This is a genomic window from Ruminococcus sp. 8Y-12, from assembly GCF_058119865.1.
In genome coordinates, this window is sequence record NZ_CM176623.1 from 2642166 (window position 1) to 2657422 (window position 15257).

The 15257-nt window shown below is 42.9% G+C and carries 5 protein-coding genes; all 5 read left to right on the forward strand.

Annotated features, from left to right (window positions below):
- The first annotated feature begins 20 nt into the window (after window positions 1-20).
- The 5 genes from AC0THY_RS09800 (at window position 21) to AC0THY_RS09820 (ending at window position 15235) form a co-directional block, all read left to right on the forward strand.
- Window positions 21-4145 (forward strand): InlB B-repeat-containing protein, encoded by a 4125-nt coding sequence (locus AC0THY_RS09800; protein ID WP_489990426.1) that lies wholly within the window; start codon window positions 21-23, stop codon window positions 4143-4145.
- 87 nt (window positions 4146-4232) lie between these two features.
- A complete protein-coding gene (locus AC0THY_RS09805; protein ID WP_489990427.1) occupies window positions 4233-8615 on the forward strand; it encodes a bacterial Ig-like domain-containing protein in 4383 nt (1460 codons plus the stop codon).
- Window positions 8616-8702: 87 nt separating this feature from the next.
- The gene (locus AC0THY_RS09810) at window positions 8703-13754 is read left to right on the forward strand and encodes a leucine-rich repeat protein (RefSeq protein WP_489990428.1); all 5052 of its coding nucleotides are present in this window, start codon (window positions 8703-8705) and stop codon (window positions 13752-13754) included.
- A gap of 571 nt (window positions 13755-14325) precedes the next feature.
- Window positions 14326-14400, forward strand: a complete 75-nt coding sequence (locus AC0THY_RS09815; RefSeq protein ID WP_489994171.1) for a hypothetical protein — start codon at window positions 14326-14328, stop codon at window positions 14398-14400.
- A gap of 178 nt (window positions 14401-14578) precedes the next feature.
- Window positions 14579-15235 (forward strand): DUF1905 domain-containing protein, encoded by a 657-nt coding sequence (locus AC0THY_RS09820; protein ID WP_489990429.1) that lies wholly within the window; start codon window positions 14579-14581, stop codon window positions 15233-15235.
- Window positions 15236-15257 lie beyond the last annotated feature (22 nt).

Consider the following 15257-nt stretch of genomic DNA (forward strand, 5'->3'; position numbering starts at 1 on the left):
TGTAAATGGAAAGGGGATTTATGAAGAAACTGTGTAGTGTATTGTTGGCGGTGGTTTTGCTTTGCAGCGGTATTCCGGCTGCTGCCTTTGCGCAGGGAACCGAGACCTCTGGCGTGCAGAGAAAGGCGGCCCATACGTTGTATGTAAGTACGGACGGAAGGGATAATGGGGATGGAACGGAACAGAATCCGTTTCAAACTATTGAGCAGGCGCGGGATGCTGTCCGCACTTTGGATAAGACAAAAGGTGATATTGTAGTAAAAATAGCAGGCGGTACTTATTATCTGGACAACACGATTGTGTTTACAGAGGCAGATTCAGGGAATGAAGACTGTACCATCTATTATGAAGCAATGGATGTGGAAAAACCTGTGATCAGCGGCGGTGAGAAGGTGACGGGAGATTGGAAGGATGAAGGAAACGGGACCTACAGCATTCCTTATGAGCGTGATATCAAGCTGCGTTCTCTTTATGTAAATGGTGAACGTGCTTATATGACACAAAAAGAAAGTCAGGGCAGAGGTAATTATGGTTCTTACACGGTCGATGGCAAAGCTGACTGGGCCTGGATCTCCGGAACAACAGCAGCAGGTACACAACTGGATGCCGGTGCAATTCCTCTGGATACCCGTAATCAGGATGACATTGAACTGATGACACAGACCACCTGGAATACCGCTATCGTATGTGTAGATAATCTGCAGGATATCGGGAACGGACGCATCAGCGCCAATTACCAGATGCCCTATGGAGCGGTAGCGCAGCAGCCAAGTTGGAATAACAATTACAAATCCGATGGCTGGCAGATGATGTATAATGTATTTGAATGGCTGCCGGGCGCAAAAGGGCACTTCTATTTTGATAAAACCGCAAAGAGATTATATTACTGTCCCAGAGACGGCGAGGATATGTCGAATCTGGAAGTGATCGCTCCAAAACTGGAAACCCTGGTGGATCTGAGCGGAAGCAGTACGACATCCAGAATCGGATATATCACATTTTCAGGTCTGGAGTTTGCCCATTCGGACTGGAATCTCTATGAACTGGAAGGCTCCTATGGACGGGTGACCGTACAGGGCGCTGCAGGCCTTATCTATTTTGCCGACGGCAACTGGCACCCGTCGATTTACCGTGCATATGATGTGGGACCGGGTGCTGTAATGGTCAATTCCGCACAGCACATCGCATTTTATGGAAACACGATCTGCCACACCGGCAATGACGGACTATCCTTTGTAAATGATGTGGTGGATTCCGCCGCCTCCGGAAACCTGATCTATGATACTGCCGGTTCTGGTTTCCTATTGGGACATCCCCAGCATGTATACATAGGCGATAAGGGCAGTGATTACGGCCTGCTCAGTGAAAAAGAAAAATATGATGTCGGTGTGGAAGGCGCATGTAAGCGTATCAAACTGACGAATAATTTTATTTCAGACACATGTCTGATGTTCTGGGGAGATTCCGGCGTGATGGTGTTCCTGGCAGAAGAGTTTGAGATGAAATACAATCATCTGCAGAATACGCCGTATTCAGGAATCAGCATTGGCTGGGGCTGGTGGAATATGGACGGAAGCGCCGAAGCGGTGGTGCCGGGTGTACCGATGGAAACCACAAAAAACAATACAATTATGTATAACACCTTCAAAAATACCATTACAAAGCTCGGCGATACCGGAGCAATTTACACCCTTGGTGACATGCCGGGAACCGTGATCAGTGAGAACTATATCTGGAGTATTGGGACGCCGGGAGTTGACCCTTCTTATCATATCAGAGGAATTCATCCTGATGAAGGAACCAGGCACGTATATGGAGAGAAAAATGTCATTGAAATCTCATCCTGGTTCACCTGTATTGATTGTTCAAGCTGGGGGAAAAACGGTTACAACACCTGGGACAATAACTATGCAACCTCATCGAGCTATAGTATCAATGAAACATGGGAGGAGGGAACTGTGGCAACCAACGCCCATACCAGCTTAGATGGCATATGGGGAACGGATGTATTTGATATAGTGAAAAATGCCGGTATTCAAAGTGATTACTATTCCATCATCCCGGAGTCAATGTTTGGTCTGCAGGACAGACTGCTGCCAAATAAAATTCGTGCCACAGGACAGGAACTGGATTGGGGTACAGCCGCTGATAATATTGAAGGTGAGATCTGGCTGGCACCAGAGAATACCGAAAACTTTGTTGAGAGTGATACGATTGTTAAAGTGGTAAATGGTAAAGTTAAGGTACCTGATGCGGAAGGAATATATAAAGTGTATATTGTTAATGGTAGTAAAATATCAGCTCCGTCATCTGGTCAGATAATAGTAGAAACAGATAATTCAGAAGAGCCAAAAGACCTGGAAGAATATATGTCGGTTGACTTGGAAGACAAACCAATTGGTGAAGTGACGCAGGATGATGCGCAACTTGGTACTTTTAAGAATGGAGGTGTGTATGTAGAGGCGGAAGATGGCAATAAGGTGTTGAGAGTACGCGCTGCGGATGGTGGAACCGGACATCACGGTTTCTACTTAAAAGATGCGGAATACAGCGAAGCTGTGATAAATCTTGATATGAAGTTTAATGCTGACAATAACTTTACACACGATTGGGAATCCGTCTCCGTACAAGGATTTGCATCGACGCAAGGCGGAAAAGAACAACTGTCACAAAAAGAGAGCTTGTTTGCCGGCAGCTATCTGGATAGAAGAAATCAGCATACCTGCCACTATAACATAGGAAACGAGGGGGCTCATACAAATGGAAGCTTTTTACCTCAGCAGATTAACAAGAATGTATGGTACCATATGAAAATCATGATCCGTGGCGGTGATTATTTTGTTAAATTGTGGGAAAAGAATGGAAGTGAGCCGGAAGAATGGCAGTTGTATCAGGAATTGCCGAAGGAATTAGGTGCGGATGGAACACTGAGGGTAATCACTTACAAACATAATCAGGACTCGGTGATAGATGTTTCATTTGACAATATTGTAGTCTCGGTACCGGCAGCAAAGAAATATGAAGTACGTTATCATGCAAACGGAGGCAGTTATGCGCCGGAGAATCAGCAAAAAGTCCATGGGAGCGATTTAACGCTTACAGAGAATCAGGCGGTTCGGAATGGTTACATTTTTGAGGGGTGGAATACATCAAAAGACGGCTTGGGAACGAACTATCAGGCAGGAGCAGTTTATAGTGCAGATGAAGATATTACACTTTATGCCAAGTGGCGGGCGGTTCCGGCAGTGTCCCCGAAACTAAGCGGATGTATAAACAACACAACCATGACAATAACGGTGGATAATCTTTCAGCGGAGTATACTTATACCTATGAATGGCATCGCGGTTCAGTCAATGGAGAAAAAGTTGGTTCGTCTTCCGCATCTTATACAGCACCAGAGCCTAAAGCGGGCGAAAAAATAGATTATATTGCTAAGGTGACTGCTGTCCGAAAGGATAATGGGGAATTGGCTTTTGGGGTGTATACATTTACGTTAGCCGTACGCAGCGCTGATGACTCGGAAGTGACATATGTGGAGAACCTGATTCGCCAGATCGGAAAGGTGAGTAAAAGCAGCAAGGCGAAGATCGATGCGGCGGAGAAAGCCTACAATGCACTGACGGCTGACCAGAAAAAGCTTGTTAAAAATTACAGTGTATTGACATCAGCCAAGGAAGCATACCAAAAAATAACTGCACTGCCCAGGAAAGGTGCGAAATTCTTAGTAGGAAACCTTTGGTATCAGGTTACCAAATCAGATGTGAAAAATGGTACGGTCACCGTTGTAAAAGCAAAGAATAAGAATTATAAGAGCATCAACATTAAGTCAACGGTAAAGATAAAAGGCCATACTTTTAAGATCACTGCAATCGGGAAAAAAGCATTCTATAAGAATAGAGGGCTGACCAGTATTAAAGTAGGAAAGAATATAGTAAAAATAGATTCCTATGCGTTCTACGGGTGTACGAAGCTAAAGAGTGTGAGAATCTATTCAACGAAGCTTAAAACGGTAGGCAAAAAGGCTTTTGGAAAGACTGCAAAAAATATTGAGGTTCGGGTACCGAAAAATCCCAAAAAATTACTGAAAAAGTATCAGAACCTGTTAAAGAAGGGGGGCAGTAAAAAGGCTAAATATAATAGATAAATAAGAGCATTGTTGAAATGTTTTACAGACATCCAATGCAGCATAAATCTTATGAGAGAAAGTGAGGAAAACATGGAGAGGTATTTTGTGAAACACACGACATTTTTTAGGGGAAAGATAAAAAGAGTGCTTGCACTTATTATGATTACTGTTATGATGTTTAGCATGAATTCGGTATCCGTATTGGCAAGTGGAACAGATAGTTCCGAGGATATTGCACAGGATAATTTAAAATTATGGTTAAAGGCAGATGACGGGGTAACAGAGTCAAACGGTGTGGTTTCTTCGTGGAAGAACCAGGTGGATTCCAGTGAATTTTTGCCTGTAAATGATACGGCTGGAGTTACTTTAAATGCGGACGGGGAAACAGGTTACAAATATTTAAAGTTTGACGGGACGGAGGCACTGAAAGGGATCGCCGGCAACTATAATGATAAAGAGGAAATTACAATCATTGTTGTTGGGGAATACGAGGGTACAGATCCACGCAAAGATTCCTACGCGGATGTCAATACTGCGCTGTTCTGGGAAGAGAGTGGCGACTGGGGCTCTATGAGTCTGGCGCCATTTAAAGAGCAAGTATTGATGCGCTTTGGTGTTGGAAGCTCGGCAGGTGTATCGAGATATAACAGAGTTGAGACAGCGGAACTGTCAGTCAGTACAGCAATAAAAAATAAGGGTACGCATACTCTCTTGGTAAATGGGGCAGAAGTCCTTAGTGAAGCAGGAAAAAGAGAAACGACATCCGGTATCAGCGAAAATATGTACATTGGGATGGGAAAATCTGCAGGACAAAATAACTATTTCTCAGGTAAAATTGCAGAGGTTTTGGTGTATGACCGGGCGCTTAGTGCAGAAGAGTCTGAAAAGGTGCACAATTATCTGTTAAAGAAGTATGAATTGAGACAAGAGACAGGTGAAAACGAAGAACCAAAAAATCTGGAAGAATGTGTGGCCCTTGATTTGGAAGACAGACAAGTCGGTGAAGTGACGCAGGACGATACGCAGCTTGGCATTTTTAAGTATGGTGGTGCATCTGTAGAGAATGAAGATGGAAATAAGGTGCTGAGAGTACGCGCTGTAGACGGTGAGAGCCGCCACTATGGTTTTTATCTAAAAGATGTGGAATACAGCGAAGCTGTGGTTGAAATGGATATGAAGTACAATAATGACAATAACTTTACGCACGATTGGGAATCCGTTTCTATTCAGGGATTTGCCTCTACGAAAGGCGGAGAGGCGCAGTTGTCACAAAAAGAAAGCTTGTTTGCCGGAAGCTTCCTGGATAAAGCAAATCAGCATACATATCATTATAATATTGGGGAAGAGGGGGCTCATGTAAATGGAAGCTCTGTAAACCAGCTGATTGACAAAAATGAATGGTATCATATAAAGCTTATGATTCTTCATGGTGATTATTTTGTGAAGATGTGGAAAAAGAATGGATCTGAGCCGCAGGAATGGCAGCTGCATCAGGGATTGCCTAAAGAATTAGGTTCCAATGGAACATTGAGAATAGAAACATATAAACACAATGCAGGCTCCGTGATTGATATTTCATTTGATAATATTGTAGTCTCTGTTCCGGCAGTAAACGCACCGGAAGTATTAGAGACCCTTTCAGTAACGCCTCCAACCAAAACATCTTATACAGTGGGAGAAGAGTTGGATCTGACCGGAATGGAAGTAACCGCTGGGTATGCGGATGGCAGTACAAAGGAGATTACCGAAGGTTACACGGTAACAGGATATGATAAAGCTGTGCAAGGAGAACAGACGGTCACAATCAGCTACACGGAAAATGGAGTGGAGAAAATCGCAACATTTAAGGTTAACGTGAATGCATTGATTCCTCCTGTTACATCAGTACCATCAGAAGGACTCGGTTTATGGCTGAAAGCGGATGAAGGTATTATCCTGGATGATGAAGGGGGAGTAAGCTTATGGAATGACTATTCCGGCCAAGGCCGCAATGCGGTAAAAGCACAAAATGCTCAGCCAAACGAAACAGTTACATCTCCTAAGGTAATTGAAAATCTGTACAATGGCAAACCGGCAGTACGATTCAATGGCTCATCGGACGGTATGCAGTTCCCGTTTGCAAACCTGAATGAGCAAAGCGAGGTTACCGTGGTACTGGTGAGCGCAAATCAGGTTAAAACCAATGTGGTAGGAAGTGGAGATAACAGGCCTCTGTTATGTTTTGATGAAAACGGCGGCTGGGGAAAATTTATCATCACACCGACTCAGGATGAAGTGAATGCCAGAATCGGCAGTGGTCAGGGAAGTGATAATGGCGGATATAAAAAATATACTTATCCCGAGAGCATCGGAAACAAGCTGAGTGCATCGGTAGTCTGGAAAAATGGTTCGGAAGAAGCAATTTATGTGGGTGATCAGGAAGTGATGAGAGTCACGAATGCACAGTCAACCATTAAAAATGTCAAGGATGATATTGGCTATCTGGGCAGATTCCCGACAGGAAGTGATAGAGCGTACTGGTATAATCAAAGCGACGTGGCAGAAGTTTTGATTTATAACCGGGCACTTACTCTGACGGAGATTCAGCAGATCAATTCCTATTTGGAAGAAAAATATCAGATTTCGGAACGGCTTGCCTTAGAGACCCTTTCAGTAACGCCGCCAACCAAAACGGATTATACAGTGGGAGAAGAGTTGGATCTGACCGGAATGGAAGTAACCGCCAGGTATACGGATGGCAGTACAAAGGAGATTACCGAAGGATATATGGTAACAGGATACGATAAAGATGTGCCGGGAGAACAGACGATCACAATCAGCTACACGGAAAAAGGAGTGGAGAAAACCGCAACATTTGAGGTAACCGTAAGCAGTGCTGTGGAACCGGAAGTCTTAGAGTCCATATCAGTAACGCCTCCAGCCAAAACGGATTACACAGTGGGAGAGGAACTGGAACTGACCGGAATGGAAGTAACCGCTGGTTATACAGACGGCAGTACAAAGGTGATTACCGAAGGATACACGGTAACAGGATACGATAAAGATGTGCCGGGAGAACAGACGATCACAATTAGCTACACGGAAAAAGGAGTGGAGAAAACCGCAACATTTGAGGTAACCGTAAGCAGTGCTGTGGAACCGGAAGTCTTAGAGTCCATATCAGTAACGCCTCCAGCCAAAACGGATTACACAGTGGGAGAGGAACTGGAACTGACCGGAATGGAAGTAACCGCCAGGTATACGGATGGAAGTACCAAAGCGGTTACCGAAGGGTTCAAGGTAACAGGATACGATAAAGATAGGCCGGGAGAACAGACGATCACAATCAGCTATACGGAACAAGGATTAGAGAAAACCGCAACATTTACGGTTACCGTACGCAGTGCCGTGGAGCCGGAAGTTTTAGAGTCTATAATGGTAACGCCACCGGCCAAAACTGCTTATACAGTGGGCGAGGAATTGGAACTGACCGGAATGGAAGTAACCGCCAGGTATACAGACGGCAGTAAGAAGGATATTACGGAAGGCTACACGGTAACAGGATACGATAAAGACGTGCCGGGAGAACAGACGATCACAATCAGCTATACGGAAAAAGGAGTGGAGAAAACCGCAGCATTTACGGTTACTGTACGCAGTGCTGTTGATCCGGAAGTGACAAATGTGGAGGGTCTGATTGGTCAGATTGGAGCGGTAGCTTACAATAATACAACAAAAGCTAAAATTGAAGCTGCAGAAAATGCTTATAAAAAACTCACACCACAGCAGCAGGCATTGGTATCAAATTATGACGCACTAAAAAGCGCCCGTGCAAACTACGACGCTCTGAAAGCTGATGCAGAAAAAAGAGCGGCAGATCAGGAGGCGGCTGACAGAGTAAGCAGCCTGATCAGTGGAATTGGAACAGTGAGCGCAGGCAGCAAAGCAAAAATTGATGCGGCGGAGAAAGCCTACAATGCACTGACGGCTGACCAGAAAAAGCTTGTTAAAAATTACAGTGTATTGACATCAGCCAAGGAAGCATACCAAAAAATAACTGCACTGCCCAGGAAAGGTGCGAAATTCTTAGTAGGAAACCTTTGGTATCAGGTTACCAGATCAGATGTGAAAAATGGTACGGTCACCGTTGTAAAAGCAAAGAATAAGAATTATAAGAGCATCAACATTAAGTCAACGGTAAAGATAAAAGGCTATACTTTTAAGATCACTGCAATCGGGAAAAAAGCATTCTATAAGAATAGAGGGCTGACCAGTATTAAAGTAGGAAAGAATATAGTAAAAATAGATTCCTATGCGTTCTACGGGTGTACGAAGCTAAAGAGTGTGAGAATCTATTCAACGAAGCTTAAAACGGTCGGGAAAAATGCTTTTGGAAAGACTGCAAAAAATATTGAGGTTCGGGTACCGAAAAATCCCAAAAAGTTACTGAAAAAGTATCAGAACCTGTTAAAGAAGGGGGGCAGTAAAAAGGCTAAATATAAGAGATAAATAAGAGCATTGTTGAAAGGTTTTATGGACATCCAATGCAGCATAAATCTTATGAGAGAAAGTGAGGAAAACATGGAGAGGTATTTTGTGAAACACACGACATTTTTTAGGGGAAAGATAAAAAGAGTGCTTGCACTTATTATGATTACTGTTATGATGCTTAGCATGAATTCGGTATCCGTATTGGCAAGTGGAACAGATAGTTCCGAGGATATTGCACAGGATAATTTAAAATTATGGTTAAAGGCAGATGACGGGGTAACAGAGTCAAACGGTGTGGTTTCTTCGTGGAAAAACCAGGTGGATTCCAGTGAATTTTTGCCTGTAAATGATACAGCTGGAATTACTGTAAATGTGGACGGGGAAACAGGCTACAAATATCTAAAGTTTGACGGGACGGAGGCACTGAAAGGGATCGCCGGCAACTATAATGATAAAGAGGGAATTACGATCATTACAGTAGGGGAATATGAAGGTGTAGATCCGCGTAAAGATTCCAATGCGGATGTCAGTACTGCTCTGTTCTGGGAAGAGAGTGGCGACTGGGGCTCTATGAGTCTGGCGCCATTTAAAGAGCAGGTATTGATGCGCTTTGGCATTGGAAGTTCAGCAGGTGTATCGAGATATAACAGATTGGGGACTGCGGAACTGTCAGTCAGTACAGCAATAAAAAATAAGGGTACGCATACTCTCTTGGTGGATGGGGAAGAAGTTCTCAGCGAAACAGGAAAAAGAGAAAAGACATCCGGTATCAGTGAAAATATGTACATCGGGAGAGGAAAATCAGCAGGACAATATAGCTATTTCACAGGTAAAATCGCAGAGGTTTTGGTGTATGACCGGGCGCTTAGCGCAGAAGAGTCTGAAAAGGTGCATAAGTATTTGCTAGAAAAGTATAACATAGTAGTCAAAGAACCTGAGACAAATTCCATTATATCAGCCGATGCAGGGGAATTCAGTGTACCAAAGGGAACAGCGGCTGATAAGTTAGTGCTTCCATTCAACATTGATGTGACATTAGAAAAAGAATTTTCAAACATTACCCAGCCAACACCATCAAACAAGACAAAGGTTTCGGTAAATTGGGATACATCGGGCTTTGATCCCAATTTACTGGATCAGCCTCAGACCATAACAGGGGAACTGGATATAAGCCTTGGAAAATCCACAAGAGATGGTGTGACAAAGACGATAGTGCCAGTTACCAATCCCAATCAGGTCAAGGCACAGATACAGGTTACAGTACGTGATGTGCAGCGTGAAGTCTATGTATCACCAACGGCAGCAAAGGGCGGGGATGGCTCAAAAGCGGCACCGTTTCAGTCGATCCAGGACGCAAAGTCGGCAATTGTAAAGAATGAGTGGAATAAAGACATGACAGGAGATCTGCTGGTGTGGCTGGCAGGTGGGGAATATTCAGTTAAAGAGCCCATTCAATTCGGAACAAAAGACTCAGGAAGCAATGGCTATTCCATTATTTATCAGGCGGTGCCCGGAGAGGTTCCAAATATAAATGGAGGTACAAAGGTTGAAAATTGGAAAAAGTGGGACAAGAATCCTGAGGTATATGTAACGGATTTGGATCGCGATATAAAACTGCGCAATCTGTTTGTGGATGGTCAGGAGGCGAAACTGACATCTACAAGTGGGAATACCTGCGGACCTTATGGTTCGGTAACGATTAGCGGAGATGAAGCATGGGCATTAGATGGCGGAACGGAAACAGCCGGAGTGCTGCTGAAATGGGATGAATTAGGGTTTACCGTTGACCAACCGGAAAAACTGACAAATCCGGAGGATATTGAAATTGTCCAGAAAAAGATCTGGAATGTCGTTACGATTGGCTTAAGTGAGATCAAGAGTGTCTCACCTGGAGATGACGGCGGTGCGCCGCCCGCAAAAGCAGTAAATATCAATACAGATCCCTCGAAAGAGCAGAGAAACCGGGAGGCACTTGATGCGATAGCAGAGAAATATGCCGGCCGTCAGCAAGAAGGCGATACCGCATTTGTTTTACAGCAGCCGTATGGTGCAATTGCGGCATGTCTCGCTTGGCAATGCAACTTCGAGCCATATTTTGGATATGTGAATTTCGTGGGCGACCCCATTGAGAATGCGGAGTACAAAACATTTGAAATCCGGAATTCTTTGGAACTCTTGAAAAATCCGGGTGAATTTTATTTTGACAGAGCAGCTAAAAAATTATATTATTACCCGGAACCGGATAAGGATATTTTTGAGTCAGAAATCGTTGTCCCCCAGAGTGAAGGGTTAATACGCATTAAGGGAAACAGCAGCTCCGACCGGGTACAGAACCTGCAGTTTAGCGGTATCAAGTTCACATATGATGATAAAGGGCTGGAAGTGGTAGAACAATCGGAAGGATTTGCAAGTGTTCAAAACATGGCAGCCTACACTAAATATATCAGTAATGGCGATTGGCATTCTTGGTTATATAATAATACGGATATACCAAAAGGAACGGTTGATGTGGAAAATGCCAGCGGTATTGTATTTAGCGGCAACGTATTCACCACTTTATCCAGCGGTACCTGCATTGGTTATATTAATGACGTGGTAAATTCAGAGATATCAGGAAATGTATTTATGAATACAGCAGGAAATGCGGCGACAATCGGACATACACAACATGTACATATCGGGGAAGAAGGGCCGCCGGAAACAACAAAGGACAATAAATATCCGGTAGGAATAGAAGGTGTATGCAAGAATATTATCGTCACCAACAATTATATCGAAAATACTTGTACAATGTTTACACAGGCTGATGCATTGACCGCTCTTTTTGTTGAAAATGTGGAGTTTTCCCATAACCGAATTACCAACGTCCCCTATTCTGGCATCAATTTCGGATGGGGATGGCAGAATCAGGATGACAGACAAGAGTTCTCGGGTACACATTATCCGGATTATCCTTCAAAAACTGCCAGGAAAAACACAATTGTCTACAATGATATAGACAAAACGAATCAAGTGTTGCCAAAGGACGGAGGTGCTTTGTATCTTTTGGGGCAGCAAGAGGATTCCGTACTCGCCTACAACAATGTGCACGGCGTACGGAGTATCTATACGGATGAGGGGACTGCATATTTTGAACTATACTATAATGATATTGACGCCCGAAATCAAAACCGTTCTTATGATGAACTGTGGTATGGCAATAATTCGTGGAATGCGTCCCATTCATTTGTCACAAAACGGGGAGATGCTTCTACCGGTTGGCGTCAATGGGAGGAGGATGTGCCCTCTATAAATGAAAGTAACTTAAAGAAACCTGAAAATATTCCGGCGGGAGCAGGGATCGAACCTGAGTGGATGGACGGCATCGAAGAACTGCAAAAACAGGTTAAGGCTACAGGTAAAAACAGAACAGAAGAGCCCAAAGACCTGGAAGAATATGCGGCGGTTGATTTGGAAGACAAACCAATCGGTGAAGTGGCGCAGGAGGATACGCAGCTTGGTACTTTTAAGTATGGGGGTGCATACGTAGAAGAGGAAGACGGCAATAAGGTGCTTAGGGTACACGCTGTAGACGGTGAAAGCCGACACCATGGTTTTTACTTAAAAGATGTGGAATACAGCGAAGCTGTGATCGAGATGGATTTGAAGTATAATACTGACCACAACTTTACACACGATTGGGAATCTGTTTCCATACAAGGATTTGCCTCAACGAAAGGCGGAGAGGAACAGCTGTCACAAAAAGAGAGCCTGTTTGCCGGAAGCTACCTGAATGAATCAAATCAGCATACATATCATTTTAACACTGGGGAAGAGGGAGTTCATATGAACGGAAACTCTGTAAACCAAAAAATTGACAAGAATGTATGGTATCATGTAAAAATTATGATTCTTCGTGGTGATTATTTTGTGAAGCTATGGGATAAGAATGGACGTGAGCCGCTGGAATGGCAGTTGTATCAGGAATTGCCGAAGGAATTAGGTTCCAATGGAACGCTGAGGATAGCCACATATAAAAATAATGCGGACTCAGTGATTGATGTTTCATTTGACAATATTGTAGTCTCTGTTCCGGCAGTAAAAACATATGAGGTGCGTTATGATGCAAATGGAGGCAGCTCTGCGCCGGAGAAACAGGAAAAAGTCCATGGAAACGATTTGATTCTTACAGAGGAACAGCCAGTTCGAAAAGGTTACATTTTTGAGGGATGGAATACCTCAGCAGACGGTTCGGGAACGGACTACCAAGCAGGAGCAGCCTACAGTGCTAATGAGGCTGTAACACTTTTTGCCAAGTGGCGGGCAATTCCGGCAGTGTCCCCGAAACTAACCGGAAGTGTAAACAACACTACCATGACAGTAGAGGTGGATAATCCGTCATCGGAGTATACTTATTCCTATGAATGGCATTTAAGTACAATCGATGGGGAAAAGGTTGGTTCGTCTTCTGCAACCTATACCGCGCCAGAGCCTGAAGCAGACGAAAAAACAAATTATGTTGTTAAGGTGACTGCTGTTAGAAAGGATAATGGGAAAGCTGCTTTTGGGATGTATACATTTACGTTAACCGGGGAGCCAAAACCGCCAGTGGATAAGCCTCCAGTAGAGAAGCCTCCAGTAGAGAAACCGCCAGTGGATAAACCTCCGGTAGAAAAACCAGTGCTTGGAAAAACCTATACGGTAGGTAATTACAGGTATAAAGTTACAAGTATTTCGAAAGCGCAGGTTTCTGTCACAGGTATTGTGAAGAAAACGGCAAAGTCCATTGTTGTTAAGGATACGGTTAAAATCAAAGGACAGAATTTTAAAATTACTGCGATAGGAAATAATGCTTTTAAAAAATGCAAAGCAAAAACAGCATCAATCGGCAAAAATGTGACGTCAATCGGTAAAACAGCATTTTATAGCTGTAAAGCATTGACTAGTGTAATGATTAAAGCAAAATACCTTAAGAAAATTGATAAGCAAGCTTTTGCTAATTGCGGGAAATTAAAGAAAGTTACCATTAAAAGCATGTATCTAAAATCTGTGGGTAAAAATGCATTTACAGGCGTTCACAAAAAAGTAGTGTTTAAAGTGCCCAAAAAGAAGGTAACAGCATATAAGAAAATCCTAAAGAAAGGAAATCCGCCTAAGACAATGGTTGTAAAGAAATAGAGACAGGCCATTTGCCAGAGAAAGAATCCGGACAGTTTTAAGAAAGATACTCGTTAACAGTTCAGACAAAACGCTGCAACCGCACTGTTTATGCGGGGTGCAGCGTTTTGTATACCAGTTGGGAAGTCTACTCGAAAACTTCAGGCTTCAGCAGGGCATCGGTAAGTTTTATGCCTCTGTAAAGTAGAGTTTACCAGGGACTACACTAGGTAACTGAACACATAAAGACGCCTTCATATCGGTTTACGCTTTAGACGGCGGAGAGTCCAATTTCTTCCATAATGCACTAGAAGATACCATCGCTTGAAACATTGATCTTCTCAGCCTGTTTGAGCATTAAGTCCTGATACATACGGTTGGAAATACCGCTCATAAACGCGCTATTTCCACGCTCTCGGAAATGTGGTAAAATAAAAATATAAAGCGGGAAATCGGAACTTGTAAGGGAGAAATCGCATGAGCAGAAAAGAGATTACAACAAAAGAGGATTTAACGGCGGTTGGGGCGTTGATCTATTGGCAGGAAAACAAACAAGAGTTCACAGGGCTGTATAACTGTAAAGGGGCAAAAAATCTTTCATTCAGGCTATGATTTAAGAGATAAGGATAAGCACGATATTTTACTTCTTGAAAGTATATCAAAATAATTTGTAGTATTTCAGCTTCTCATTTGATGAGTAGTCAAGGTAAGGGGGTAAAGCATGGCTCCCTCTCCGGAGGCAACGGCATTTTCACGGCAACGCCGACCGAGCATAATTACAAGGATAATTAAATTTGTTAGTACAAAAGTGAATGTAAGTTGGGACGAAAAGGAGATAAAGTATAATGACATATACATTTGAAGAAAAAATATTTAAACAGGGAAATCGGTATTTTGTCAAAATACCCTTTAATGTTTGGGAAGAATGCGGTCAAAAAGGATTAGTTCCAGTACAGGTTTCCATAAAAAACTGTACATTTGAATGCAGACTCATTCCAAAAGGAGAGGGGATTTATTACATACCAATTACAAAGAAGAACGTAAATCAGATAAATTGTGACGATGAGATAAATATTTCCTTTCAGATCAAGAACGGCTTAACCCGAATAAATCATGATAGTCCATATTCAAAGGAAAATCCGATACGAAAAATTGACGATATCCAAGATATTACTTATCCAAAAGCTGGATATTGTGGTCAAATATGTATTGCTATGTTAACAGGTCTTAGTGTAGATGAAGTAGTAGATATTATGCATGCAAAAGCATGGCAGTGTTCTTTCTCAAAGCTAATTGAAGCATTAGACTATTTTGGAATTTTACATGATGATAAGATCACTTACACCAAAGGGAAAGAAATTGTTTTACCAGAGTGTTGTATCATTAATGTCAAAGAAGAGCAAATGAGTCACCTTGTTTTGTATTATAAAGGTCATTTTTATGATAGGAAAGACATAGCGTTTGAGAATATAATAGGCTACTTAAAAATCATTGTTGAGTAGAAAAAATGAGGGTTTTGGTTAC

Bases quoted from the DNA above. Each gene is read 5' to 3' on its own strand.
- AC0THY_RS09800 (WP_489990426.1), top strand. From the start codon at position 21: ATGAAGAAACTGTGTAGTGTATTGTTGGCGGTGGTTTTGCTTTGCAGC.
- AC0THY_RS09820 (WP_489990429.1), top strand. From the start codon at position 14,579: ATGACATATACATTTGAAGAAAAAATATTTAAACAGGGAAATCGGTAT.